This is a genomic window from Hydrophilobacter chitinilyticus (genome assembly GCF_049860745.1).
Lineage (GTDB): Bacteria > Pseudomonadota > Gammaproteobacteria > Burkholderiales > Burkholderiaceae_C > Rhodoferax_B.
This window is the reverse complement of record NZ_CP187561.1, coordinates 5,598,536-5,622,423: the sequence shown is the minus strand read 5'-3', so window position 1 is coordinate 5,622,423 and position 23,888 is coordinate 5,598,536. Positions and strand designations below refer to the sequence as shown.

Sequence of the window (23,888 nt, the reverse complement as noted above, 5' to 3'; positions counted from 1 at the left end):
AAGCCGACGCCTGGGCCCAACAGGAGTTGGTGGACCGGTGGCGCCAATCTGGCACGCCGTTGATTCCACAGATTCTCGACTATTGGACCAAGCATTCGCGCAGACGTTATGGCTTGACTCAAGTTTGTGTTGTTGATTATTCAATGCCCGGAATGAACGGTCTTGAAATGCTGAGCGAACTAGTCGACTGGCCTGGCATGCGGGTGTTGCTGACCGGCCAAGCCGATGAGCAAATCGCCGTGCAAGCGTTCAACCGAGGGCTTATCGAGCAGTTCATTCCGAAGCAGGCCACCGACGTTTCCAAACGCGTGGTAGATGCCCTTGTACGCTTGCAGCGCCTGGCTTCCGGCCAATATGCGCAGGTGTGGCGCAGCACCTTGACGCCCATGCAAAACGCCTTGTTGCGCGTGCCCTCCATAGCCCGCGCCCTGAGCCAATTGGTGCATGCGCACTGGGTCGAGTACGTGGTGATTGGCGCACCGTTTGGCATCCTGGGGCGCGACGAAAACGGCCGCGCCGCGTGGCTGCAATTGGAGCCATCGACCGGTTTGGAAGAGCTCGCCGACCTAGCAGAATCAGCAGGTGCTTCACCCAAGCAACTGTCTGATATACGCCAAGGCAGTGCCTTGATGGACCTGGAGTTGGGTCAATCATTAGGGCGCAGCCGGGGGCCGAGCGTGGCGCGTGCGTTTCCGGTGGGCAGTGATAGCACCCTGCTCGGTGCGTTTTTCTCGGTCGAGCAAGAGGCTCCATTTGAAGCAGGCGGTTACAAACAATGGCTGCAAAAGCAGCCCGCGCGTTTGGTCACCAAGTAGCTCTAGTCTTGGATTAGTTCTGCCGCCACGGCAGACCCAGCCGGCGCCAGCCGCCCACATTGCCGCGGTGGCCGTTGGCATCCGCATCGCCTTCAAAACCTTCGAGGATGTTGTAGGCCTCGAAACCCAGTTCGGTGGCACGCTTGGCAGCAGCGATGGAGCGCACGCCGCTGCGGCACAAGAACACTGCGCGGCGCCCACCGGCCAACGCGGTTTGGATGCTCGCATCAAAATCGGCGTTCATCGTCATGCCTGGCCATTGCTTCCATGCTGCGGCCACGGCGCCCGGCACAAATCCCACCCATTCACGTTCGGCGTCGCTGCGCACATCGATCAATACCGCTTCGCCAGCCTGCCACCATTGACAGGCTAATGCGGGCGTGACGTTGCCAGCGTAGCCATCTGCGGGCGTAGGCGTGGCGGGAATGGTGGTGCTCATGGCGTCTCCTGAGGTGCGATCAAAAAACGGCAGTTTAAAAGCCTGGCGCAGAGGTGATCGGAATGCGCTACAAAGGGCCTGTTTCTTCCATGCGATTTAAGGATGTTTGATGCCGCGCTCTTCTATTGATGCTGATACCGCCTGGGCCGCCTGGCAGCCCACCACAAGTAAGTCGGGCAAGCCAGTTCCGCTCGAAAAGTTCGACCCGAGTGCCAAGCCTTTCTCCACCGGCGCCAAGGCACAGGACAAGTTGGCGGTCGAGGCACTGGCGACGGAGTTGGATGCACTGCAAGAGGTCTTCTTCGCCGACAAACGCTTCAAGCTGCTGGTGCTGCTGCAAGGCACCGACACCGCCGGCAAAGACGGCACGGTGCGCGGTGTGTTTGGCCGCATGAGCCCGCTGGGCGTGCACACCGTGGGCTGGAAGGCACCCACCGAAGCGGAGCGTGCGCACGACTTCTTGTGGCGCATCCATCAGCAGATGCCGGGTGCGGGCGAGATGATGGTGTTCAACCGCAGCCACTACGAAGACGTGTTGGTGCCAGTGGTCAACGGGTGGATTACGCCCGAACAAACCCAGCAGCGCTACCAGCAGATCAACGACTTCGAACGCATGCTGTGCGAAACCGGCACCATCGTGCTGAAGTTCATGCTGCACATCAGCGCAGACGAGCAGCGCGAGCGTTTGCAAGAGCGCATCGACGACCCCACCAAACACTGGAAGTTCAGCGTCGACGATCTGGCAGTGCGCAAGCAGTGGAACGAGTACCAGCAAGCCTACGAAGCGCTGCTGGGTGCCACCAGCACCGACTGGGCGCCATGGACCGTCGTGCCGTCCAATTCCAAGACCCACCGCAATCTGATGATCGCCACAGCGCTGCGCGACACCCTGCTGAAACTGAAGCTGCGTTACCCGCCGCCAAAACCAGAGCTGACGGGCGTAAAGGTAGTATGAAATGTTGTTGATACCCGCCTAAGCCGCTCTGGCATTGGGGTTAGAGCCGAGGGCGAAATTTGGTGGTCGTGGCACGATGTCTTTAAACGCAACCCAAATGCGACTTTGAAGGAGACAAAACAGTGGCCACGCTGACCCCCGAAGACATTGCCCAATACCAAAAGCAGGGCTATGTGATCCCGCAGTTTACACTGCCCAAAGCGCGCATCGACCACTTGCGCGACACCCTTGACCAACTCATCCGCGACAACCCCGGCGTGCGACCCGAAAAGCTGGTCAGCGCACACGTGGTGGGCCGCGCGGGGGGGCGCAACGATGAAGGGGTGAAGGGCAGTAAAGACTTTCTCGACCTGGCGATGGAGCCCGAGATTCTGGACATGGTCGAGCAGATCATCGGGCCCGATGTCATCCTGTGGGGCTGTCACGTGTTTTGCAAACCTGCGGGTGACGGCCAGGAAACCCCGTGGCACCAAGACGGCCATTACTGGCCGATCCGGCCACTGGCCACCGTCACCGTGTGGGTGGCGCTCGATCCGTCCACCACCGCGAACGGCTGTCTGCGCGTGATTCCCGGCTCGCATGCAGCCAAGGTGACACACGGCCACTTGAAAGAAGACCGCGAAGACCTGGTGCTGTCGCAGCGCACCGACGACAAGGCCTTCAACGAGGCCGACGCCGTTGACCTGCAATTGCAACCCGGCCAGATGTCCATGCACGACGTCTACATGATCCACGGCGCGAAGGTGAACCGGTCCACCCAGCGGCGCACCGGCGTGGCTTTGCGTTACATGCCAGGCAGCTCGGTGTTTGAGCGCAACCTGAACCCGGCCGAAGGGCAGTCGGGGGTGCCGGTCGCGTTTGCTACGCGGCCGCTGTGGCTGCTGCGCGGGCAAGACCGCACCGGGCGCAACGACTTCAAGGTCGGGTTTGAGTAAGCGAGCCGGTTGCGTTGGCGGTGGTGCTGGTGAGCACCGCGTCGTCACTTTCGTCTTTTAACGCCACGCCGCTGACGCTGCGGCGCGTGGCTTCGCGTAGCAGCCAGGCGAGTTTGAACGCGGCGGCGTCGTATGCCAAACCCTCAGGGCGCACATTGGAGATGCAGTTGCGCTCTGCGTCTGTTCTGCCACGCTTTGGGCCGTAGGTCAGATAAAGGCCCAGGCTGTCGGGGGCGCTCAAGCCGGGGCGCTCGCCAATCAACATCACCAGCACTTTTGCGCGGAAGATTTCGCCCACCTCATCGCCTAGCGCCACACGCGCTTGGGTGGCGATGGTCAGCGGTGTGTAGCATGTGTCGGCGGGCAAGTGCTGGCGCAGCGCGGCCAGGAAGGGCGGTGCGTGGCGCGCCACGGCCAGCGACGACAGGCCATCGCCCAACACCACACACACGTCGCCCGTGGCATTCAGCGCCTGCAGTTGCTGCGCGTCGGCCAGGTTCAGTTGGCGGCCCAGGTCGGGGCGGCGCAGGTAGGTGGTGCGGTCTTCGGCGCGGCTGCGGGCTTGCTCTACTTGCCAGCCTTGGGCTTGCAGTTGTGCGCTGAGCTCCGCCACATCCAGTGGCGTGTGGATGGCATCGCGCGCCATGGCGTGGGCCCAGCCAAAGCGCAAGGTTTCATCGGTGGGCATGCCGGCGCCCGCGCGGCCCAGCGCCAGGCGTGCGGGGGTGGCGGCGCGCCAGTCTTGCCACGGATTTGGGGTGACGGGATTGCTCATGCGGCCAGCGCCTTCAGTTGTTGCATGCCATTGCGTAGCAGCGTGCTGTTGTCACCAGCCAGTTGCCCCAGCGGATTGGTGATAGCCATGCGTTGCAGCCAGGCCTCGAACTCCGGTGCGCGTTGTAGGCCCAGTGTTTCGCGCAGAAACAAGGCGTCGTGGAACGAGGTGCTTTGGTAGCCGAGCATCACGTCGTCGGCACCCGGCACACCCATCATGAAGTTCAGGCCGGCGCTGGCCAGCAGCACCAGCAAGGTGTCCATGTCGTCCTGGTCGGCCTCGGCGTGGTTGGTGTAGCAGACGTCGCAGCCCAGCGGCAGGCCCAGCAGCTTGCCGCAGAGGTGGTCTTCCAGCCCGGCGCGGATGATTTGTTTGCCGTCGAACAAATACTCGGGGCCGATGAAGCCCACCACGGTGTTGATCAGCAGCGGCTTGTAGCGCCGCGCCAGTGCATAGGCACGGGCTTCGCAGGTTTGCTGGTCCACGCCGAAGTTGGCGTTGGCCGACAAGGCGCTGCCTTGGCCGGTCTCGAAGTACATGACGTTTTGGCCCACCGTGCCACGCCCCAGCGACAACGCGGCGGTGTAGGCTTCGTCCAGAATTTCGGGGGTGACGCCGAAGGACAGGTTGGCCTTTTCGGTGCCCGCAATCGACTGGAACACCAAGTCCACCGGCGTGCCGCGCTCCATCAACTGCAGCGTGTTGGTGACGTGGGTGAGTACGCAGGTTTGTGTGGGGATTTCAAAGCGCTGCACCACCTCGTCGAGCATGCGCAGCAGGCGGTCGAGCACGGGCAGGCTGTCGGATGCGGGGTTGACGCCGATGACCGCATCGCCCGCGCCGTACAGCAAGCCGTCCAGCGTCGATGCCGCAATGCCGCGCAGATCGTCCGTGGGGTGGTTGGGTTGCAGCCGCACGGCCAGGCGGCCGGGCAGGCCAATCGTGTTGCGAAAGCGCGTGACCACGCTGCATTTGCGCGCCACGGCAATCAGGTCTTGGTTGCGCATGAGTTTGGACACTGCGGCCACCATCTCGGGCATAAGGCCGGGGGCCAGTGCGGTCAGCGCGGCAGTGCTGGCTTCGGCCGAGAGCAGCCAGTTGCGAAAGTCGCCCACCGTGAGATGGGCCACAGGCGCAAACGCGGCAGCGTCGTGGCTGTCGATGATCAAGCGCGTGATGTTGTCGCTCTCGTAGGGTACCAGGGCTTCTGTGAGGAACTGGCGCAGCGGTGTGTCGGCCAGCACGTGGCGCGCGGCCATGCGTTGCTGGGCCGTGGCAGCGCCCAGGCCGGCCAGATAGTCGCCCGAACGGGCAGGGCTGGCGGCGGCCATGACTTGGCGCAGGTCGTCAAACTGAAAAGCTTGGCCGTGGATCGTGGTGCGGTAGAGCATGCGGTAAAGGTGACTCTTTGGATGTAGGCGTTTCTTGCATCACACGTGCAAAAGTAGTGCCACTTCAACAGAGCATCATGACGCGCTTGCAGATTCTGTGCTGCCCAGGCCGCAACCATGTCTTGGCCACGTCGGCGCGTCAGCTCTTCTGCGCAATCACCAGGTTGTCGACGAAGTCTTTGATCGCCTGTTGCGCCTTGGGTTCGATGGAGGTGAACTCCACCGGGCATTTGTACACCTCGCCAGCCGGCGTGCACCGCAGCACCTTGGCATAGATCTCGGTCAACTCGCGGCCCATGAGCGACAAGGCCAGACTGATCTTGATGTCGCCGAACGGCTCCAGTGGTACCGGGCTCAAGACAAACATGCCGCCGTAGCTGATGTCGACCACTTCGCCCATGTGTTCGGTGGGTAGCACTGATTTGCCCTCCAGCACATGAAAAGCCAGCGGCATGTTCACTTCTACCCGTGGACTGTTGCGGATCTCGCGTTTGGGCGCGATCAGTGGCGGCGTGTGCTGCGGCAGGGCCAGCAACTCGTACATGCGCACCGGTGCCTTTTTGCCTTTGACGTTGACCTCGTTGATGTCGCCCACTTCAATGTACGACGAAGCCTGCTGGTAAATGCTCTCGCTGAGCAAAATCTGCCCGCGCAGGCTGTGCGCTTCTACGCGCGAGGTCAGGTTCACCTGGTCGCCAATCACGGTGTACTCGCGGTGCAGGCGCGAGCCCAGGTGTACGGCCACCACCTCGCCGGTGTTCAGGCCAATGCCCATGTGCAGTGGCGACATGCCGCACGCGGCGTTCACCTGGTTGATTTTTTCCATCGCCAGTTGCATTTCGATGGCGCAGGCCATGGCGGCCTCCACATCGTTGGGCAAGCTAACCGGGGCGCCGAACAGCGCCATGATGGCGTCGCCCATGAACTTGTCGATGGTGCCGCCGTGGCGCACGATGATTTCGGTCATCACCTCCAGATAGCGGTTCAGTGCGCCGACCATTTCCATCGCCGTAAAACGTTCGGCAATGGCGGTGAAGCCGCGCAGGTCCGACAACAGAATCGTGACGGTGCGGTTCTCGATGGGGGGCGCATCTTCGGGGGCGGCGCGTTCAATGGCCTGGCCCACCGCTTCGCGCACGGCCTGCGGCGACATGCGAGCCGCACCGGGTTGGAGCTGGCTGTCAAACAGTTCCAGTAGGTGTTCGGTGAGCTGTTGTCGGTCTACGTATTTCATGGGGGATGAAGTCAGGCGCGCGCAAACAATGAGTTACAAGAATAGCAGAGCGCACAACTTTGGCTACCCCCTGCACAGGTGTTGTGCTTTTGGGGCGCAGCCGGGCACCGGTGCTGGGCCAACGCGGCTCGCCGTGGGGCAACTTGGGGCGGTTTGTAAGAACCTGTTTCTAGACGCTTATTCCGGCGGGCTGCGCCAGACGGCCACCAACGCCTTGGTTTTGTGCCAGACGCTGGTGCGCTCATCCGACAGCACATCCAGAAAGTCCGACAGGCGTTTGGACTTCATCATGGTGTAGATGGTCAGGATTGTGGTCAACACAAAAACCACGGCAAAGACCACCAGTTTGCGCGTCATCGACGCGTCCGCTTCGGCCAGCAGGTTCATGCCCAGGAAGCCGGTGGTCACCGTGCCCACTAGGCCAAAGATGGTGACGACCGTGAGACGCACCACGGTGTTGGCCTGGCGGCGCAGGCTGTCGGCCTCGAGATAGGAGTTCATCTCGGCGATGCGCTCTTTGACTTCGTTGTACAGCGGGTCCACACCCAGATGGGCGGTGGTCATTTTGAACAAGGTGCGCACGTGCGCCTGCTCCGACACCTCGTGGAACCAATAGCGGTGCGTGAAGCGCAAAAAGCTGGAGAAGCAGCCGCGAATGGTCCGCTTGAAGCTGCGGATGCTGATGGGGTCGGTGATGTTCAGGTTCTTCAGTGCTTCGGCCAGGCGGTCCGAGAACATCAGCAGGGCGGCCTTCTGGAAGTGCGCGATCAAGAACACCAAGAAGTGCTGATGGCGAAACTGCGCCAGTACGCCCCGGTCGCGGCAGCCGTAGAACTGGCTCCTGGCATCGCCCACCACCACCAGCGAATGGCCGCTGGCCAGGTAGCGGGTGCGCGGTGCGGCGCCGCCGTCGGTCCAGAAACGGTCGTAGCAATACTCTTGCTCGAAGCTTTGCAGGTGGCTGGCGGCGTAGGGTGCGCAGGGCGAATCGGCGTTGGCGGCGTGGGGGTCTTGGAGGGTGGACTCGGCCGACATGCCGGTCACCAGCCCCAGGCGAATGAAGTCGTCACGCGTCAACTTGCGTGGGTCTTGCATCGCCAAAAAACCCATCACCGGCATGCGGTAGTACTCGATCTGGCGGTAGCGTAGCGTACCTTCTTGTTCGGAATGGTCGCTCACCAGCGGATTCAACAGCCAGGCCCAGTGGGTTGAGAGGCGGGGCGCGCGGTGTGTGCTGACAAACGACATGAAAGCGTCGCGGTCGTGCGCATCGGATTTGGCGAGCACGGTGCCGTCCGCCGCCAGCCATTCGGCGCTAGCCAGGCAATGCAGGGCGCGGCCGTCCGGATCCCAGCCCGCAGGGTAGCCACGGCCAAAGCGGTGCAGCAGGTCCTGGGCTTGGTCGAGCGTGAGGTGGTCGGCGCTAACTTCCACGTTGAGCAGCACCAAGTCCAGATCCAGAAAGAAGTACAGATCGACGTGCACGATGTTGAGTAACAGCGGCTCGGTGCCAAAGCGCGTGGCTACGCGCGCCTGGGCTACGTCGTACCGGCGAAACACCCGCATGGGCGAGCCCAACGCGCCGGTTTGGCCGTTGAGCCGACGCCCCTCGCCAAACAGGAAGCGCTGCACGTAGGGTAGAAAGGTGACGAACTCGTTGTAGTGGCGTTCGTGGAAGGCCGAGGCGCTGCCGTTGTATTCGTCGACCACTTCCTGCCACGGCGAGCGGTCGCCCATGGCGGCCAGCAGTTCCCAGGGTTTGGCGTGCCGTCCTTCGGAGCCCCGCACCGGCATCAGCCGCAAAGGCCAGAGCAGGATCTGGCGGAAATGTTCTACCTGGGGCTCGACCTGTGGTTTGACCGGAGGCGCCATCGTGGCTTGGTCTTGTGACATCGTGCGGGGGCGGGAGTCTGTACAGGATTCAGTTTAAATCGGCCCCAAGAAATTGGGCACGACAATTTCGCGCCACACGCGGATGGGGCTGACCCATTGCTCGGGGTCTTGGTACTGGCCCGAGAAAGTGACGGTGACCAGGTTGGCATCCGGCAGCAGCCACAGCCGTTGCCCGCCCAAGCCAATGGCGGCCACCCACGGACGCACGCCCGAGAGAGCAGGCGTACGCGCATTCACGCCGATGTACCACAGCCGCCCGTACTGCAAGCCGTCGCCCGTGGGCACCACGGGTTTGAAGGATTCGCTGATCCACTCTGCCGATACCACGCGTTGCCCATCCACAACGCCTTTGTCGACCAACATACGGCCGATGCGCAGCAGGTCGCGCGCCCGCAGGCGCAAGCCCGAGGCGGCAGACGGCACGTCATCATTCCCGCGCGCCCATTCAAAGGCGCTGATGCCCAGCGGCTTGAACAGCGCCTTTTGCGCAAAGTCTGGCAACGACTTGCCGGTGCCGCGCGCGAGGATGGCACCGATCAACGCCACGCTGCCTCCAGAGTAGATCCAGCGGGTGCCGGGCTCGGCCACAAACGGACGGTCGAGCACGTAGCGATAGCGGTCTTTCGCGTTCTCCATCGCGATCTCGCTGTTCTCGGGGCTGTCGTACAGGCCTTGTCGGCCTTGCTCGCTCCACTCCATGCCCAGGGTCATGTTGAGCGCATGGCGAATGGTGAGTTTGGCGCGTTGCGGGTCGGCAGCCAGGTCGGGGTATTCGGGAAATTGCGCCATCAACGGGCTGTCGATGGCAGGGACCAGGCCTCGGTCCAGCGCGATGCCGTACAGAATGCCGACGATGCTTTTGGTGACCGAGCGCACGTCGTGCAGCGTCTCGGCGTTGAATGTGACTTCGCCCAGCGGGCGGCCCCACGACTGGTCTTTGCCTTTGCCGTAGTACTCCAGCACGAGTGCGCTGTGCCGAGACACCAGCACAGCGTGCAAGTCGCGCAGCAAGCCCGAGCGCAGGCCGGCTTGAAAGCGTGTTTCCAAGTCGGGAGCAAAGCCCGCGTTGCCCGGTGCGGTGGGCGTCCAGTCGCAGGGCGCGCGGCACACGTTCACGGTCATTGGCGTGACCACGCTGGTGGCTTGGGCGGTGGGGGCTGTAGAGGGTGTCGGAGTTGTGGGGGCGGTGTCTGCAGGCTAGGCCAGCGGCGGCATCAGGCTGGCCAGGGCAGAGGTCACAACGGTGCGGCGTTTCATCTTCGAGGTCTCCCTTGAGCACGTTCTCAAATCGGCAAAGGTGGCCGATTCTTCATGAAGTCTCGCAGATGAGGCGTTGGTTTTGGCAACGCCTGCCGTGGGAAATCAATCCTCCAGCAAACGCACGCGTACGCTACGGCCCTTCACGCGGCCATTGGCCAGCTTGTGCTCGGCCTGTTTGGCGATACGGCGGTCTACGGCCACGTAGGTGGAGAACTCGTTGACGTTGATCTTGCCCACTTGCTCGCGGGTAAAACCGGCGTCGCCGGTCAGCGCGCCCAACACGTCGCCGGCGCGGATCTTTTCTTTGCGGCCGCCCACAATTTGTAGTGTGGCCATGGGGGGCACGAGCGGTTCATCGCTGGCGGGCGTCAAGGTGTCGAGCTTGTGCCATTCCGACTCGCGGCCCTGCAGTTGTTCGATGCGGCCCACAAAACCCATCTCCGGCAGGCTGGCGAGGTTCAGCGCCAGGCCTTCCTTGTCGCCGCGGCCGGTGCGGCCGATGCGGTGGATGTGCACTTCCGAATCAGGCGTCACGTCGACGTTGATCACCGCTTCCAGATCAGAGATGTCCAGCCCGCGTGCGGCCACGTCGGTGGCCACCATCACCGAGCAACTGCGGTTGGCAAAACGCACCAGCACCTGGTCGCGTTCGCGTTGGTCGAGTTCGCCATACAACGCCAGCGCGCTGAAGCCTTCGGCGGTCAACACTTCGGCCAGATCGCGGCATTGTTGTTTGGTGTTGCAAAACGCAATGGTGCTGGTGGGGCGGTAGTGGTTCAGCAGCAGGCCCACGGCGTGCAGGCGGTTGCTGTCGGTCACCTCGTACCAACGTTGGCGAATCTTGTGTTCTTCGTGTTGCGACTGCACCGTGATCTGCTGTGGCGAGCGCATGAACTGCTGGCTCAGCTTGGCAATGCCTTCGGGGTAGGTGGCTGAGAACAGCAGCGTTTGGCGCTCGGCCGGGCACTGGCGTGCCACGGTGGCGATGTCGTCAAAAAAGCCCATGTCGAGCATGCGGTCGGCCTCGTCCAGCACCAGGGTGTTCAGTGCGCTGAGGTCAAGGTTGCCACGCTCCAGGTGGTCCATGATGCGGCCGGGCGTGCCCACCACGATGTGGGCGCCGTGCTCCAGGCTGGCGATTTGGCCACGCATGGCCACACCGCCGCACAGGGTGACGACCTTGATGTTGTCAGCGGCGCGCGCCAGGCGGCGAACTTCGGTGGTCACCTGGTCGGCGAGTTCACGCGTGGGGCACAGCACCATGCTTTGCACGGCAAAGCGGCGTGGGTTCAAGTTGGCCAGCAAGGCCAGGCCAAAGGCGGCGGTTTTGCCGCTGCCGGTCTTGGCTTGGGCAATCAAATCTTTGCCCAGCAGGGCCGGTGGCAGGCTTGCGGCCTGGATCGGCGTCATCTGCAGGTAACCCAGTTGCGTGAGGTTGGCCAGGGTTTCGGGGCTCAGCGGCAGGCTGGCGAAACTGGTGGCCGAATCGGGCGCGGCGGGCTTGGGTGTGGGGGTATTCATCCGTCGATTATCCCAGGCGGGGCTTTTCGAGGCATCTGTAAGGGTGCATGCTCAATTTGGGCTTGCTCACCAACTGTCACGGTGTTGACACGCAGGCGCCATAAGAATCGGCGCACATCAACACATAACAGGAGGATGTAGCCATGCCCAAAATCCACAATACCCTTGCATTGGCACTGATCGCCGCCGCAGCCCTTACCGCTTGCGGCGGCGGCGGAGACGGCGGTGTGAAACTGAAAACGCTGGACGGCGCCAAGCCCCTGGTGATCGGCCACCGCGGCCTGCCGGGCCTGTACCCGGAAGAAACCCGCCCCGCCTACGAGGCCGCAGCAGATGCTGGTGCCGACTCGCTGGAACTGGACGTGCACCTCACCAAGGACTGCGTGCTGGTGGCGCGCCACAACCCTTGGCTGAGCGACAACACCAACATCGCCACCGTAGCCCAAACCAACGCCACCGTGGCCGCACGCAAGCGCACGGTGCCGGGTGTGTTGGTCAACGTGAAGTACTCGCTCGCCACCTATGGCGGCCCAGCGCAATACCTGAGCGACTTGACGGTGCCAAGCGATCCGAAGTCGGTGCTCAAGTCCCTGATCGTTGATGGTGAAGACCACACCGGCGACTGGTCGATCACCGACTTCACCGTGGCCGAACTCAAGGCCTGGATCGGCGGCACCACGTATGACGCCCGCGACCAACGCCCAACCGAACTCAATGGCAAATACCCCATCCTGACGATGCAGGAGGTGATCGACATTGCGCGTGCAAAATCCACCGCGCTGGGTCGCACGCTGACGGTCTACCCTGAAGCCAAGAATCCCTACTGGAACAACGCTCAGGCCATTGCCAACGGTTGCGGCAGCGGCGCGCATCCGTTTGAAGACGCTATCGTCAAACTGATCAACGACAACAGCCTGAACAGCGCCACGGCGCCGATTTTTGTGCAAAGCTTTGACCCGGCGAGCCTGAAGTACATGCGCAGCATTGGCTTGAAGTCGCGCGTGGTTCAACTGGTGGACGGCAACGACGTCAACTACAAAACCGGCGAAATGATCTACAAGACCGACGATGTCTACAACTTTGTCGATGGCCGCCCCTACAGCTGGACGCTGGCTGGCGATGGCCGCTTCTTTGGCGAGATGCTGACCCCTGCTGGCTTGGCCGAAATCAAAACCTACGCCGACGGCATTGGCCCATGGAAGCCACAAGTCGTGGCGCACACCATCGTGCCCTTCAAGGCGACCAATGCCGATGGCACGCCCTACACCGGCTCGCTGGCCGACGTGAACACCGTCACCCCCACCAGCCTGATTGCCGATGCCCACAAGGCCGGCTTGTTTGTGCACAGCTACACCTTCCGTAACGAGAAGAAGTATCTGGCGGGCGTTTACGGTGGTGACCCGATGGCCGAGTACCTGGTGTATTTCCGCGCGGGCATCGACGGTGTGTTCACCGACTTCGCCAACACCGGCGTGGCGGCGCGCAATAGCTTTCTAAGCTTGCCCGCGCTGGGACTTTGAGGCGTTGATCCAGAGCCCAGTTGCAAGTAAGGGGAAAACGTATGCCTAGACTGCGGCTCCTGCCGTAGGCTGGGTGGTACATCCCCTCACCTTCGTGGCCGTGAAGGCCCGAGAACATCTGTAAACCTAGGATTTTGTCGGGCTGATTGTTTAAATTTGTAAAACTGGCGGGCGCCGACAAAACCGTTGGCGCCCTGTTTCAGAGGGATGACGCCCATAAGCCGACGAATGGCGGGTGTTGCTCTGGTTTTCCGGGCTTTCGCAGATGCCAGAATTCGCCACAATGGTGTGCGAAGGAGGGCGTCCATGGACTTGCATTACGAATTAAAAGCCGGCAACTACTATTTGTATGACATGTCGACGCCCGCAAGCCCAGCGACCGGCGAGCGGCGCTACCGTCTCTGTACCGCACTTGTCGCCCTGGCGTTTGACGCCAGCACCGGCGAACTCCACCAACACGGCAGTCCTACCCGCATCCAATCCTGGGCCACCTGCGCGCGCCGCCGCCTGCGGGCCGCTGGCGCGGTGGACATTGCGAACGACATCGTGGTCGTGTCTGGCCCACTACCCGTAGACGAACTCAACAAATGCATCGGCATCGCCGGTTATTGCGGCCGCATGTTCAGCCGCCTGGCCACGCTGCCGCACGGCAAACTGCAGGCGGCCAAGCCTGCAGCTTCAGCCACCCGCCACTAAGTCGCTAAGCTCGCAGGCTTAGAAATCCACCAGACTCAAGCCGATCAAGAACACGTTGCGGCGCTTGTTGTAGTCGATCAGGCTGTCGCCATACCCACTGAAGAATTGCGTGTGCAGGCGCAGCGCGCTGTCGGGGTTGGTGCCGGTGCCCAGGGCCTTGAGCCATTCCAGACGGAACGAACCCCGCGCGTCGCTGCGCAGCGAGTGCCGCACGGTGGCGCCAAAGGTGTTGTCCCGGTTCGGGTTCCAGAACGCCGAGAGTTCGGCTCGGCCAATGTAGTCGCTGATGCCGGGGTTGTCGTCGCTCTGGGCGCTTTCAGAGAAACGTTGCCAGTAGCGGCCGGTGATGCGCACGCGGCTGCTGTTTTCCATGCCCGCCATGATGTAGGCACGGTTCCAGCTGCGTGACAGTGGGTCGCTTTGCCCGTTCGACTGGTGCACCAGCCCCAAGCCGGTGTAGCGCAGCTTCATGGTGCCGAACAGGTTGAGCGTGGTGGGGTAGGTGTAGATCACCTCAGGCTCGTGGTCGGTGGTACGAAATGGCCGCGACAGGTCTGAGTTGAAGACCTGCCAATTGGACTGCTGCGAATAAGCAAACCACAGCGAGTCACGCGCACCGCCGTTGGCCGAGGTCAACAGGCCTTGGGCGAGCTTGGTGCGCACCGAGAGTTGGATGCGCGCTTCCACGCGTTGGTAGTCGATCGGCGTGGCGGCGTCGCGGTCGGGGTTTTCGGATGTGGGCTGGGTGTTCACGCTGTCGGCCATCGACAGCGAAACGTTCAATGGCCGGAAGCCGCGTACACCGTAGACGCCGCAATCGGTGCCCGACTCCAGCTCCCAGAAACGCGACAGGTCCGAGTAGTCCATGTTGCGGCAACCCGTGAGCCCGCTACCGGCACCGATGATGCGTGTGGCAGGCAGTGCGGTGTCCACTGGCGGCGATTCTTTTGGGGTGGCCGAGGCCAACGCGGCCGCGCTGACCGGGGGCACATTGGGCGTGGGTGTGCCTGGAGCGCCAGGGGCTGGCGCGGTGCTGGCAGCCGACGTGGCAGCGGCCTTTTGCTGGTCTTTGGCCCACAGGTCGTAGCAGGCCAGGCGGGCGGTGGTGTCGCTCGTCATGTTGGCGCAAATCTGCCAAGTGGCCTGCGTGGCCGAACTGGACACCTGGGCTTGTGCCGGAGTGGCCGTAAAGCCAAGCCAGGCGGCGCCAAAGACCAAACCTGTGAGACTGGTCAGTCCTGTAAAGCTTGAAACGCCTGAGCGAGAGAGCGGGTGCACTACCAGCCCGACTGCTTGCGCAGCACGAAGGTTTTGACGGTGGTGTCGTTTTCTTGGGTCCATGTTCCCGTGATTTCCTTGCCGCAAGAGTTGGGCACTACCTGGCCGAGCCAGGTGGCGTTGATGCGTTGGCCGTCGAGTGACTCTTCCAGGGTGAATTCCCCGTGGTCTACGTCGCCGGCGATGAGTGCGCGGGAGCCCGCTCGTTCGAGTGTGCCTGACACACTGCCAGCAAGTTCCGGATGCTTGGTAAAGAGTACACGTATTTGTTCTGCGGAGCTGTCACCAAGTTTTACTTCGGCGACCCAGGTGCCGTACAGATGCTGGGGCGTGACGTCTTCTGGTGCTGGGCAGACCGGTGCGGTTTGGCTCCACACGATATGCGTGGCGCCCAGCAGCAGGGCCCCAAACGTGCGTCGGAGGCCGCGCCCCGTCATGTCGGGTTGGCCGCCGCAGCGGCCTTGGCGGCGGCGGATTCTTCAGCGCGCTTGGCAAACTCGGCGCGCAGGGCCTTGAGTTTTTCGCGTGGGTCTTCTTTCACGGTGTTGGCGTCCAGCGCCATCTCGGCGATGAAGCGGCTTGGCTGAGCGGCCACCATTTCGCGGCCCTTTTTCTTGCGCTTGGTCCAGCTCACGCCCAGGCTGCGCTGTGCGCGGGTAATGCCCACGTACATCAGGCGGCGTTCTTCCTGCAGGCGCTGGGTGGTCTCGTCGCTCACCACTTTTTGGCGACCATCGTCGTCGTCGAGCTTGAACGGCAACATGCCTTCAGTTACGCCGGCCAGAATCACGTGCGGCCACTCCAGTCCTTTGGACGCGTGCAGGGTTGATAGCGTGATCACGTCCTGGTCTTTCTCGCGCTCGCTGATGGTGGACAGCAGTGAAATGGTTTGCGCCACTTCCATCAGGGTCTTGGTTTCGGCGATGGTGGAGACACCGGCCGCATCGTCAATCTGGCCGCCGCAGCGCGCGCTCATCCAGTCGCAAAAGTCCATCACGTTCGACCAGCGCGAGGCCGCGACTTTCTCGCTTTCTTCGCTTTCGTAGATGTGCTTCTCGTAGTCGATTTCTTTGAGCCACTCGGTCATGAACGCGCGGGCGTCTTCGGCGCCCACGGTTTGGCGCGCGCGGTACTCCAGGTCGTTCATGTAGCGGCCAAACTCGTGCAGGCTCTCCAGCGCACGGTTGGGCACCACGCTGGCCAGCGACGAGCTGAACAGCGCTTCAAACATGCTCAGCTTGTATTGGCTGGCGAAGTTGCCCAAGGCGCCGAGTGTGGTGTGGCCGATGCCGCGTTTCGGCGTGGTGATGGCGCGCAAAAACGCCGGGTCGTCGTTGTTGTTGACCCACAGGCGAAACCACGAGCACAGGTCTTTGATTTCCGCGCGGTCGAAGAAGCTTTGCCCGCCCGACACCTTGTAGGGCAGGGCGGCTTTGCGCAGCGCTTTTTCAAACGGCTTAGCCTGGTGGTTGGCGCGGTACAGGATGGCGAAGTCGCGAAACTCTTTCCACTGCGAGGTGGCGCGCAGGCTTTGGATGCGCTGCACGGCGCGCTCGGCTTCGTTCTCTTCGCTTTCGGCGTCGATCACACGCACCGGCTCGCCTTCGCCCAGCTCGCTGAATAGCGTTTTCGGGAACAGCTTGGGGTTAGGGCCAATCACGTTGTTGGCGGCGCGCAGGATGGCGCTGGTGGAGCGGTAGTTCTGCTCCAGCTTGATGACCTTGAGCTGGGGAAAATCAATCGGCAGTTTGCGCAGGTTGTCCAGCGTGGCGCCGCGCCAGCCGTAGATGGACTGGTCGTCGTCGCCCACCGCCGTGAAGTGCGCGCGTGTGCCCACCAGGTGCTTCAGCACTTCGTATTGCGTGGCGTTGGTGTCCTGGTATTCATCGACCAGCACGTGGCCCAGCATGTTTTGCCACTTGGTGCGCACCTCTTCATAGTCGCGCAGCAAGCGTAGCGGCAGGCTGATCAGGTCGTCGAAGTCCACACTTTGGTAGGCCTTCAGGCGCTCTTCGTAGTGCCCCATGATGGTGGCGGTGATGCGCTCGTTGTCGTCCACCGCCTGGGCCATGGCCTGTTCGGCGCTCAGCCCCATGTTCTTCCACTTGCTGATGGTCCACTGGTAGGTGCGCGCGGTGGCGATGTCGATGGTGCCGCCGGCTTCTTTGATGATGCCGGTCACGTCGTCGGCATCCAGAATGCTGAACTGTGGCTTCAGCCCCAGCACGGCGCCGTCTTCGCGCATCATGCGCACGCCCAGCGCGTGGAAGGTACACACCGCCACGTCTTTGGCGGGGCGGCCAATCAGGTGCTTGGCGCGCTCGCGCATTTCAGCGGCGGCTTTGTTGGTAAAGGTGATGGCCGCAATGCGGCGCGGCTCAAGCCCGGCCTGGATTAAACGGCCGATCTTGTGGGTGATCACGCGCGTTTTGCCCGAGCCGGCTCCAGCGAGAACAAGGCAGGGGCCGTGCATGTAATTCACGGCTTCTTGCTGGGCAATATTCATTCCGGCGGACATGGCAACCTAACGCTTCTGGCAAAGCGGTCGATCATACCGAGTCTGCGGACTGGCCCTGTAGGCGGCCACCGCGTCCATAGGGAAATCGGCCGTTAGCGCCCCAAGGAATAGCGTGAGTAGCTATATAAAGAGTAGCATTTGACTCAGCCCTGCATGGGCTGTTGCGCCTGCGCCGCGCTGCGCTGCAGTTCACGCGCCATGGCGACAGCCAGAGCCAGGCGGCGCAGCAGCCAGGGCGTGAGGTCGTGCAACACCAGCGGGTCGGGCGCCTGCTGGTAGGGCTGGCCGGCCACGCCGGGCTCCGTAGGCTCTGTGATGGGGGCTGCGGTAGCGGGGACGGCATCGGTGGCCGTGCCGCCCAGGGCTTCCTCAATTTGTTTGGCCGCTTGTTGCAGGGCGGGGGTGGCCAGCGCCATGTCGAGCTGGCCACGGCGCAAGGTCAGCAAAGACTTCACGGCGGTGAGCTGCGCCAGCAACTGGTAGCTGCGCGCCTGTAACGACTCCAGCGGGCCCAGGGGTGGGCGCACGGCCTTGGGCTCGGCCAGGCTGCGCTGGGTGGCCAGCGTCAGGGCCGACAGGCTGTCGTAAGCCTCGCGGCGCGCCAGGCGCCAAGCCAGGTCGGTGGTTTGTGCGGGCGACAGCAACGCCAGCGAGCCGCGCGCGTGCTGCAGTTGCGCGCGCACGCTGCGCCGCACCAGCGCGGGCAGTTGGTTGCGCTCCCAGGTGGGCAACACGTAGCTGAAGATCCAGGCCAGCACCGCACCCAGCAGCGTATCGGCCAGGCGTTCGGCCACGGCAAAGGTGGGTGATGCCCCGGCCAGCAGAATGTGCGCCTGCAGCAGCCCGGCCAGCGTGCCGGCAATCGACGTGTAGAGGTAGCGCCGCAGCGCAAACGCATGTGCCAGGCCCATGCCCAGCGCAATCACCACAAACAACAGCCGCGCGGGCGGGTGGGCGGCCAGCAGCGCCGTCACGGCCAGGCAGCCGATGAAGGTGCCCAGCACCCGGTCGTTGCGCCGCTGCACGGTTTGCGACAGGTTGCCGCGCATCACTACCACGATGGTGATCAAAATCCAATACTTGTGCGCCGCCCACGGCAGGTGCAGCGACACCAGGTAGCCCACGCCCAAAGCCAGCGTGGCGCGCAGCGCATACAGCAAGATGGGTGCGCCCCACACCAGTTGCTTCAGCAGCGGTGCCAAGGCCCAGCGCGTGGGGCTGACAAACATTTGCCACTGCGTGCGCACCGCTGCCAGTTCGGGCTGCTGGTCGCCGCGTGCCAGCGCGGCCAGGCGCACGGCTTCGTCGTTGATATGGCCCACGCGGTCGGCAATGTTGTGCAGCAAGATGCGTTCGTCCGCCTCGCCCAGCGCCATTGGGGGCGGTGCCAACGGGTTCTGTTCGGCGGCACCATGTCTATCTGGCCGGTCTGGCAAGTGGCCGGCCAGCAGCGCGCGTTGGTTGGAGATGGGCGCAATGGTCTGTGGTGCGCGGCCCAGCAGCAGCGAGAAGCTCAGCCGCTCCAACTGGTGCGCCGTGGTCAGCAGCACCTGCTGCAAGGCGGGCAGCGCTTGGGTGTCGCCGGCTTGCAGTTGCAGCGTGTCCATGTCGAGGTCGCAGGCGAGCAGGTGGTCGCGTGCTTCCAGCAGGCTTAGCAGAATGCCGGCCAGGCGCGCGCGCTGCGGCGTCGTGGGCGATTCGAGCACCACGTCGCGGGTGTTCTGCAGATGGTCGGCCAGCGCGGCCTGCTGCTGCAGCATGTCGGCCAGCAGTTTTTGTGCGTCGGCCTCGGGCGCAAAACGCCCGGCCTGGGTGCGCAGCAGCTGCGCCAGCAGTTGCACACACTCGGCCAGCATTTGGGTGCGGAAGCGGTTGTTCAGCAGCTTGGCGGTCAGCACTGCCCAGGCCAGGTACAGCGTGCCGCCCAACGCAAACCAGCCGCCGTGCACCAGCACCGCCTCAAACGAGGGCGGCGGCGGTGCGGCCATCGAAAACAGCATCGAGAACAGCAGCGAAAACGTGATCGGCCCACCGCGTTTGCCCCAGGCCATCATCATCACCGCCATGAAGGTGCCGGCCACCAGCAGCACGCCCAGCGCGAAGTCATCGGTGCGCAGCCACTGCGTGGCCATGAACAGCGGCGCGCCCAGCAGCGGCGCGGGCAGCACCTGCATGAGCTTGCGGTGGCGCGGCGCGGCCACGTCGGGCAGGCTGGTGATCATGATGCCCACTGCCGCGCTGCTGGCGCCCGCCAGGCCAGCGGTCTCGAAGATCAGCAGCATGATCAACACCAGGCCGGTGGTGACGCTCAGGCCGTTGAGCACGTAGTGGCTAAGGGCCACGCGAAGCCCGTTTTCGCCGGCGGCCAGCAGCCGGCGGGGCAGGCGAAGAAGTTTGGTGGGGGTGATCGGGTAGGCGGCCATCAAGCTTATTCTGGCAGGGAAATTCCGCGCAGAGCAGCCGGGGAGAGCCCGAACCCTCCCCTGAGCAGGTTGTTAGAGGTCGCTGCGCACTGTGCCGATGTGTTTGGCCAAAAACGACTCCATCGCCTGGAAGAACTCCAGCCGGTGGCTGTAGCGGCTGAGATGGTGGTCGCCGCCTTCGAGTTCGATGAACTGGTAGGGCTTGCCGGCGCGCGACAGGGCGCTGGCCATGGTTTTGCTTTGGTCTACTGGCACCACGCGGTCGGAGGTGCCGTGCACCAGCAGCACCGGCACCTGGATGCGTGCGGCTTGCTGCGATGGCGAGGTGGCCTTCAAGCGTTCGCTGTCGCCCCAGGTGTCGCCAATCTGTGCCTCGGCTCCGGTCAGGCCGCCGATGTAGTTGCGCGCGGCGAACACCAGGTCGGGCAGGTTGCTGACCCCGGCAAAGCTGATGGCGCAGCGGAACAGGTCTGGTGTTTTCACCACGCCCATCAGCGCCGCGTAGCCTCCGTAGCTGGCACCGACGATGGCCAGGCGTTGCGGGTCGGCCAGCTTTTGTTCGACGGCCCACTGCACGGCATCGGTCAGGTCGTCCTGCATCTCCAGGCCCCAGCGTTGGATGCCGGCCTTTTTGTGGGCCAGGCCCGCGCCGTCCGATCCTCTGAAGTTGACCTGCAGCACGCGGTAGCCCCGGTTGGCCAGAAACTCCGTCCAGTAGTCAAAGTCGTCATCGTCGCTGCTCTCCGGGCCGCCGTGGGGCAGCAACACCAGCGGCAGCGGTTGGTCGGCCGCTGCGCCTTTGGGTTGGCTGATGAAGGCGTGCAGCGGCAGGCCATCGCGGGCTTTGATGAACGTGGCCTTCTTGCCTACCAATTGGCGTGGGTGCAGCTTGGGTTGGGTGTCGCTCAACAGCCGCAATTCACCGCATGTACGGTGGCCCACGAAGTACTGGCCAGGGAGGCCATTGCCGCTGGAGTACAGCAAATAACGCTGCTCGTCGCTGCTGAAGCTGGTCAAACGGTTGTAGCGGCCCGGCAGTTGCTGGTCGATCATCTGGGCCAGAGCTTTCAGCTCGGGCTCCCACAGGTAGACCCGCGCATTGGCTGCGCCGGCGGTGCCCGTGTTGTTCACGCCCACCACTTCGTTGGTGTGTTCCGAGTACATCAGGTCGCCGTCGATGTCGACGCCGGGTAGCGCCAGTTGCAGCTTGCGTGGGAGCGCAGGGTCGGCCAGATTGACGCTGAACACCGCCCAGTGGTTTTGGTGCCAGGCACGCACCCACAGTGTTTGGGGCTCCGTGTCAAAGCCCAGCGGCCAGGTGGCGTTTTCGCTGTAACGCTCGAACTTCCAGAGCGAGCGCCAGTCGGTACCCGTTTTGCTGCGCTCGATGATTTCAAACTGCTCGCCGTTTTGCACTACACCCACACGGATCTGGTGCTGGCGGTCTGGCACCCAGCCCACCACGCCGCGTTTGGCCGCGTGCACCATGTCGCGCTGGCCGTTGGTGACGTTGACTTTGTAGACCGCCGGTTCACCGTTGCCGCCACTGGTCAGGGCGAGCAGCACGTGTTGCCCGTCTTCCGGTAGCGTATCGATGACATCGTCCTGGATTTGCCAAGCCATGCTCGCCAATTGGCCGCCATCGCGGTTCGGCCGGAGGTCGAGGTGAAACAGCTTGCTGCCGTCGCGTCGCACCGACATCAGCCGCCGCTCTGTTGTATCGACCGCGCCGCGCGTGGCCGGGTAGCGCAGGCTCGCGATCAGCAGATCGGGGTTGACCCAGTGGACCCAGTTGAAGGTGAAGCGTACGTTGTCGGTCTTGAGCAGCGGCACCACCGCGCTGCCGGGCGTGACGCCCTGCACCACCAGCGCGCTGCTGTCGCCCAGGTTGACGATGCCGGCCACAAAGTTGCCGTCGGGCGACAGCTGCATGCCCTGCAGCAGCGGCAGTTGGGCGAAGGCCTCGGTCGGCAGGCGTGGTGCCAAGGCTGGGGTGGTCGTGGTTTGGGCCAACAGCGGTGCGGCGGCAGGCAGGGCGAAAAGGCTGGCGATCAAACGCTGTGCGTCGCGGCGCGAAAGCAAAGGTGTAGGAGTCATGCGAGGCCGATGAAGGGGCAGAAGCTCGTGGCGCAATACCGGGGCCACGAGGCAGTGGATGCATGGCTGAGAACCTGTTCAATGTCTTTTCGAGGGTACGTTACCTCTTGCAGTAGTGCAAGGCTAGGCGCGCGCCGCAAGCTGGGCTCTCTGCCCAGCGAGGACGCGTAACGACGCATGGCTCTGCTGCAAGAGGTAACCCGAAGGGCATGCCGCCCCTGCCACGCCCCTCGTCGTTACATCCCTGGGCCATACGGACGTATGACCTGCGGTCTGCGTCTAGATGGACATGGCAGGGACCGCATGCGTACCCCCGAAAAGACATTAAACAGGTTCTTGGATTAGCTAGCAAACGGCGGCGAGTATAGGGGACGGGCGCACCGTTTACAGGTATTCAATCGACCGCAAAGCAAAACGCCCAACACCCAGAGAGAGGGCGTTGGGCGTTGTCGAAACTGCCTGGCGATTCAGAGGGGCGTTAGCGCGGCAATGCGAGACGCTCACGTGCAATGCGTGCAGACGGCGCTGGCATTGATAAGCTGGAAGGCTCGTCACCGAGTTGGAACACGCGAATCACCTCGGCCAGTTTGGCGGCCTGCTCCTGCAGGCTGGATGCGGCAGCGGCGCTTTGCTCCACCAGCGCGGCGTTCTGCTGGGTCATCTGGTCGAGTTGGCTGACGGATGCGTTCACGTTGCCAATGCCGTCCGACTGTTCGCTCGCGGCCATGGTGATGTCGCCAATCATGTTGTTGACGTTTTGCACCGCGCCCACAATGTCTTGCATGGTGCTGCCGGTGCGCTCCACCAAATCAGAGCCCGCAGACACTTGGCTCACCGACTTGTCGATCAAGCCCTTGATCTCTTTGGCGGCCTGGGCCGAGCGTTGTGCCAGGCTGCGCACTTCACTTGCCACCACCGCAAAGCCACGGCCTTGTTCACCGGCGCGCGCGGCTTCTACGGCCGCGTTCAGCGCCAGGATGTTGGTTTGGAAGGCAATGCCGTCGATCACGCTGGTGATGTCGGCAATCTGGCGCGAGCTTTGATTGATGGCGCCCATGGTGTTGACCACGTCGCCAATCATGCTGCCGCCGCGCGCGGCCACTTCGCTGGCAGAGCCTGCCAAACGGTTGGCCTGTTGGGCCGCTTCGGCCGATTGTTTGACCGTGGCGGTGAGCACTTCCATGCTCTGCGCGGTCTCTTGCAGATTGCTGGCGGTTTGCTCGGTGCGGATGCTCAGGTCGTGGTTGCCGGTGGCGATTTCCTGGCTCGCAGTGGCAATGCTGTTGGCGCTGCTGCGCACTTGTGTCACCAGCTTGTGCAGGCCCGACTGCATGCGCGCAATGCTGCGCAGCAACTGGCCGATTTCGTCGCCACGACGGGTGTCAAGCTTGGAGCTAAGGTCGCCTTCGGCAATGCGCTCGGCGACTTCAATGGCTTCGGTCAAGGGGCGGGTCACGGAGCGCGGTAACACGATGGCGCACACCACGCTGACCAAAATGGCCAGCAGGCCAATCGTCCACAACAACACGGTAGCCGAAGCTTGCTGCGCTTGCGCGCTTTGAAACTGGGTTTCGTTGCGCGTGGTCTTCAGCGTCACCAGCGCTTGCACGTGGCTGCGCCATTCGCGCAGGCTGGGGCGGATGGTGCTGGTGATCATGTTGGCGGCTTCTGGCGTGGCGCCGTCCTGGCCCAGTGCGGCGGCTTCCATGATGGCGGGCTGCACCTTGGTGCGCACGGCCTTCATGGCGGCGAAGATGCGGTCTTCATCTGCCGTGCGGCCTTCGGCGCTGGAGAGCGCGCGCTCCACTTCGTCGTAGTGCGCGAAGCTGCTTTTCAGGCTGGCCATTTCTTCGTCCAGATCTTTGTTGATCTGCAGCAGCGCCATGTCGCGGATCGACTGGCCAATGCTGTTGACGTCTTGCATCAGCGTTTGCGCCTGCAGCATCTGGCGGTTGTTCACTTCCACCACTTCTTGCAGCGTGGATTGCATGGCGCGCAACTGCCAGGCGGCGACCAGCACCACGGCCAGCAGTAGCAGACAGACGAGGCCGAAGCCGCCGCCGAGCTTGCGGCCCAGGGTCAGGGAGGTTGTTGTTTTCATCGTGTGCTCACGCAAGATTGGGGCCCGTTCAACCAAA

Annotated in this window: 18 protein-coding genes; 5 read left to right on the top strand and 13 right to left on the bottom strand. The window is 63.2% G+C overall.

Annotation, left to right across the window (positions count from 1 at the left end; genetic code table 11):
• Positions 1-152 precede the first annotated feature (152 nt).
• A complete protein-coding gene (locus ACPWMG_RS25200) occupies positions 153-815 on the top strand; it encodes a response regulator (protein ID WP_483302220.1) in 663 nt (220 codons plus the stop codon).
• Between the two features lie 13 nt (positions 816-828).
• Here ACPWMG_RS25200 and ACPWMG_RS25195 read toward each other — a convergent pair whose 3' ends face one another.
• Positions 829-1,254: a rhodanese-like domain-containing protein gene (locus tag ACPWMG_RS25195; protein ID WP_483302219.1), complete on the bottom strand. Its 426-nt coding sequence runs from the start codon at positions 1,252-1,254 to the stop codon at positions 829-831.
• Between the two features lie 109 nt (positions 1,255-1,363).
• Between ACPWMG_RS25195 and ACPWMG_RS25190 the strand changes: the two genes are divergently transcribed.
• Together ACPWMG_RS25190 and ACPWMG_RS25185 are read left to right on the top strand one after the other, a co-directional pair.
• Positions 1,364-2,209, top strand: a complete 846-nt coding sequence (locus tag ACPWMG_RS25190; protein WP_483302218.1) for a PPK2 family polyphosphate kinase — start codon at positions 1,364-1,366, stop codon at positions 2,207-2,209.
• Between the two features lie 122 nt (positions 2,210-2,331).
• The gene (locus ACPWMG_RS25185; protein WP_483302217.1) at positions 2,332-3,144 is read left to right on the top strand and encodes a phytanoyl-CoA dioxygenase family protein; all 813 of its coding nucleotides are present in this window, start codon (positions 2,332-2,334) and stop codon (positions 3,142-3,144) included.
• Here the strand turns inward: ACPWMG_RS25185 and eutC are convergent.
• From eutC to dbpA, 6 genes are all read right to left on the bottom strand, one after another.
• Positions 3,125-3,919, bottom strand: coding sequence for an ethanolamine ammonia-lyase subunit EutC (gene eutC, locus ACPWMG_RS25180; RefSeq protein ID WP_483302216.1), 795 nt, complete (start codon positions 3,917-3,919; stop codon positions 3,125-3,127). The two genes, ACPWMG_RS25185 and eutC, sit on opposite strands and share 20 nt — an antisense overlap.
• On the bottom strand, positions 3,916-5,310 hold the full coding sequence (locus ACPWMG_RS25175) for an ethanolamine ammonia-lyase subunit EutB (RefSeq protein ID WP_483302215.1): 1,395 nt from the start codon (positions 5,308-5,310) through the stop codon (positions 3,916-3,918). Before ACPWMG_RS25175 ends, eutC begins: the two co-directional genes overlap by 4 nt.
• A gap of 139 nt (positions 5,311-5,449) precedes the next feature.
• The gene (locus ACPWMG_RS25170; RefSeq protein ID WP_483302214.1) at positions 5,450-6,544 is read right to left on the bottom strand and encodes an adenylate/guanylate cyclase domain-containing protein; all 1,095 of its coding nucleotides are present in this window, start codon (positions 6,542-6,544) and stop codon (positions 5,450-5,452) included.
• A gap of 177 nt (positions 6,545-6,721) precedes the next feature.
• Complete coding sequence (locus tag ACPWMG_RS25165; RefSeq protein ID WP_483302213.1) at positions 6,722-8,437, bottom strand: hypothetical protein; 1,716 nt, start codon at positions 8,435-8,437, stop codon at positions 6,722-6,724.
• 33 nt (positions 8,438-8,470) lie between these two features.
• Entirely contained in the window at positions 8,471-9,571 is a 1,101-nt protein-coding gene (locus ACPWMG_RS25160) for a serine hydrolase domain-containing protein (protein WP_483302212.1), read from the bottom strand.
• Between the two features lie 228 nt (positions 9,572-9,799).
• On the bottom strand, positions 9,800-11,218 hold the full coding sequence (dbpA, locus tag ACPWMG_RS25155; RefSeq protein WP_483302211.1) for an ATP-dependent RNA helicase DbpA: 1,419 nt from the start codon (positions 11,216-11,218) through the stop codon (positions 9,800-9,802).
• A 143-nt stretch (positions 11,219-11,361) separates the two neighbouring features.
• On the opposite strand from dbpA, the gene ACPWMG_RS25150 reads away from it, so the two are divergent.
• The gene (locus ACPWMG_RS25150) at positions 11,362-12,738 is read left to right on the top strand and encodes a glycerophosphodiester phosphodiesterase family protein (protein WP_483302210.1); all 1,377 of its coding nucleotides are present in this window, start codon (positions 11,362-11,364) and stop codon (positions 12,736-12,738) included.
• A gap of 306 nt (positions 12,739-13,044) precedes the next feature.
• Positions 13,045-13,434: a hypothetical protein gene (locus ACPWMG_RS25145; RefSeq protein ID WP_483302209.1), complete on the top strand. Its 390-nt coding sequence runs from the start codon at positions 13,045-13,047 to the stop codon at positions 13,432-13,434.
• 18 nt (positions 13,435-13,452) lie between these two features.
• On the opposite strand, the gene ACPWMG_RS25140 is transcribed toward ACPWMG_RS25145, so the two are convergent.
• From ACPWMG_RS25140 to ACPWMG_RS25115, 6 genes are all read right to left on the bottom strand, one after another.
• A complete protein-coding gene (locus tag ACPWMG_RS25140) occupies positions 13,453-14,652 on the bottom strand; it encodes a phospholipase A (RefSeq protein WP_483302208.1) in 1,200 nt (399 codons plus the stop codon).
• Positions 14,653-14,711: 59 nt separating this feature from the next.
• Positions 14,712-15,149 carry a hypothetical protein gene (locus ACPWMG_RS25135; RefSeq protein WP_483302207.1) on the bottom strand — a complete coding sequence of 146 codons (438 nt, stop codon included), beginning with the start codon at positions 15,147-15,149 and terminating at the stop codon, positions 14,712-14,714.
• Positions 15,146-17,230 (bottom strand): ATP-dependent helicase, encoded by a 2,085-nt coding sequence (locus ACPWMG_RS25130; protein ID WP_483302206.1) that lies wholly within the window; start codon positions 17,228-17,230, stop codon positions 15,146-15,148. The genes ACPWMG_RS25135 and ACPWMG_RS25130 overlap by 4 nt, the downstream gene beginning before the upstream one ends.
• A 143-nt stretch (positions 17,231-17,373) precedes the next feature.
• A complete protein-coding gene (locus ACPWMG_RS25125; protein WP_483302205.1) occupies positions 17,374-19,653 on the bottom strand; it encodes an FUSC family protein in 2,280 nt (759 codons plus the stop codon).
• Positions 19,654-19,725: 72 nt separating this feature from the next.
• Positions 19,726-21,750: an alpha/beta hydrolase family protein gene (locus tag ACPWMG_RS25120; protein ID WP_483302204.1), complete on the bottom strand. Its 2,025-nt coding sequence runs from the start codon at positions 21,748-21,750 to the stop codon at positions 19,726-19,728.
• A gap of 478 nt (positions 21,751-22,228) precedes the next feature.
• Complete coding sequence (locus ACPWMG_RS25115; RefSeq protein WP_483302203.1) at positions 22,229-23,851, bottom strand: methyl-accepting chemotaxis protein; 1,623 nt, start codon at positions 23,849-23,851, stop codon at positions 22,229-22,231.
• Between the last annotated feature and the right edge of the window lie 37 nt (positions 23,852-23,888).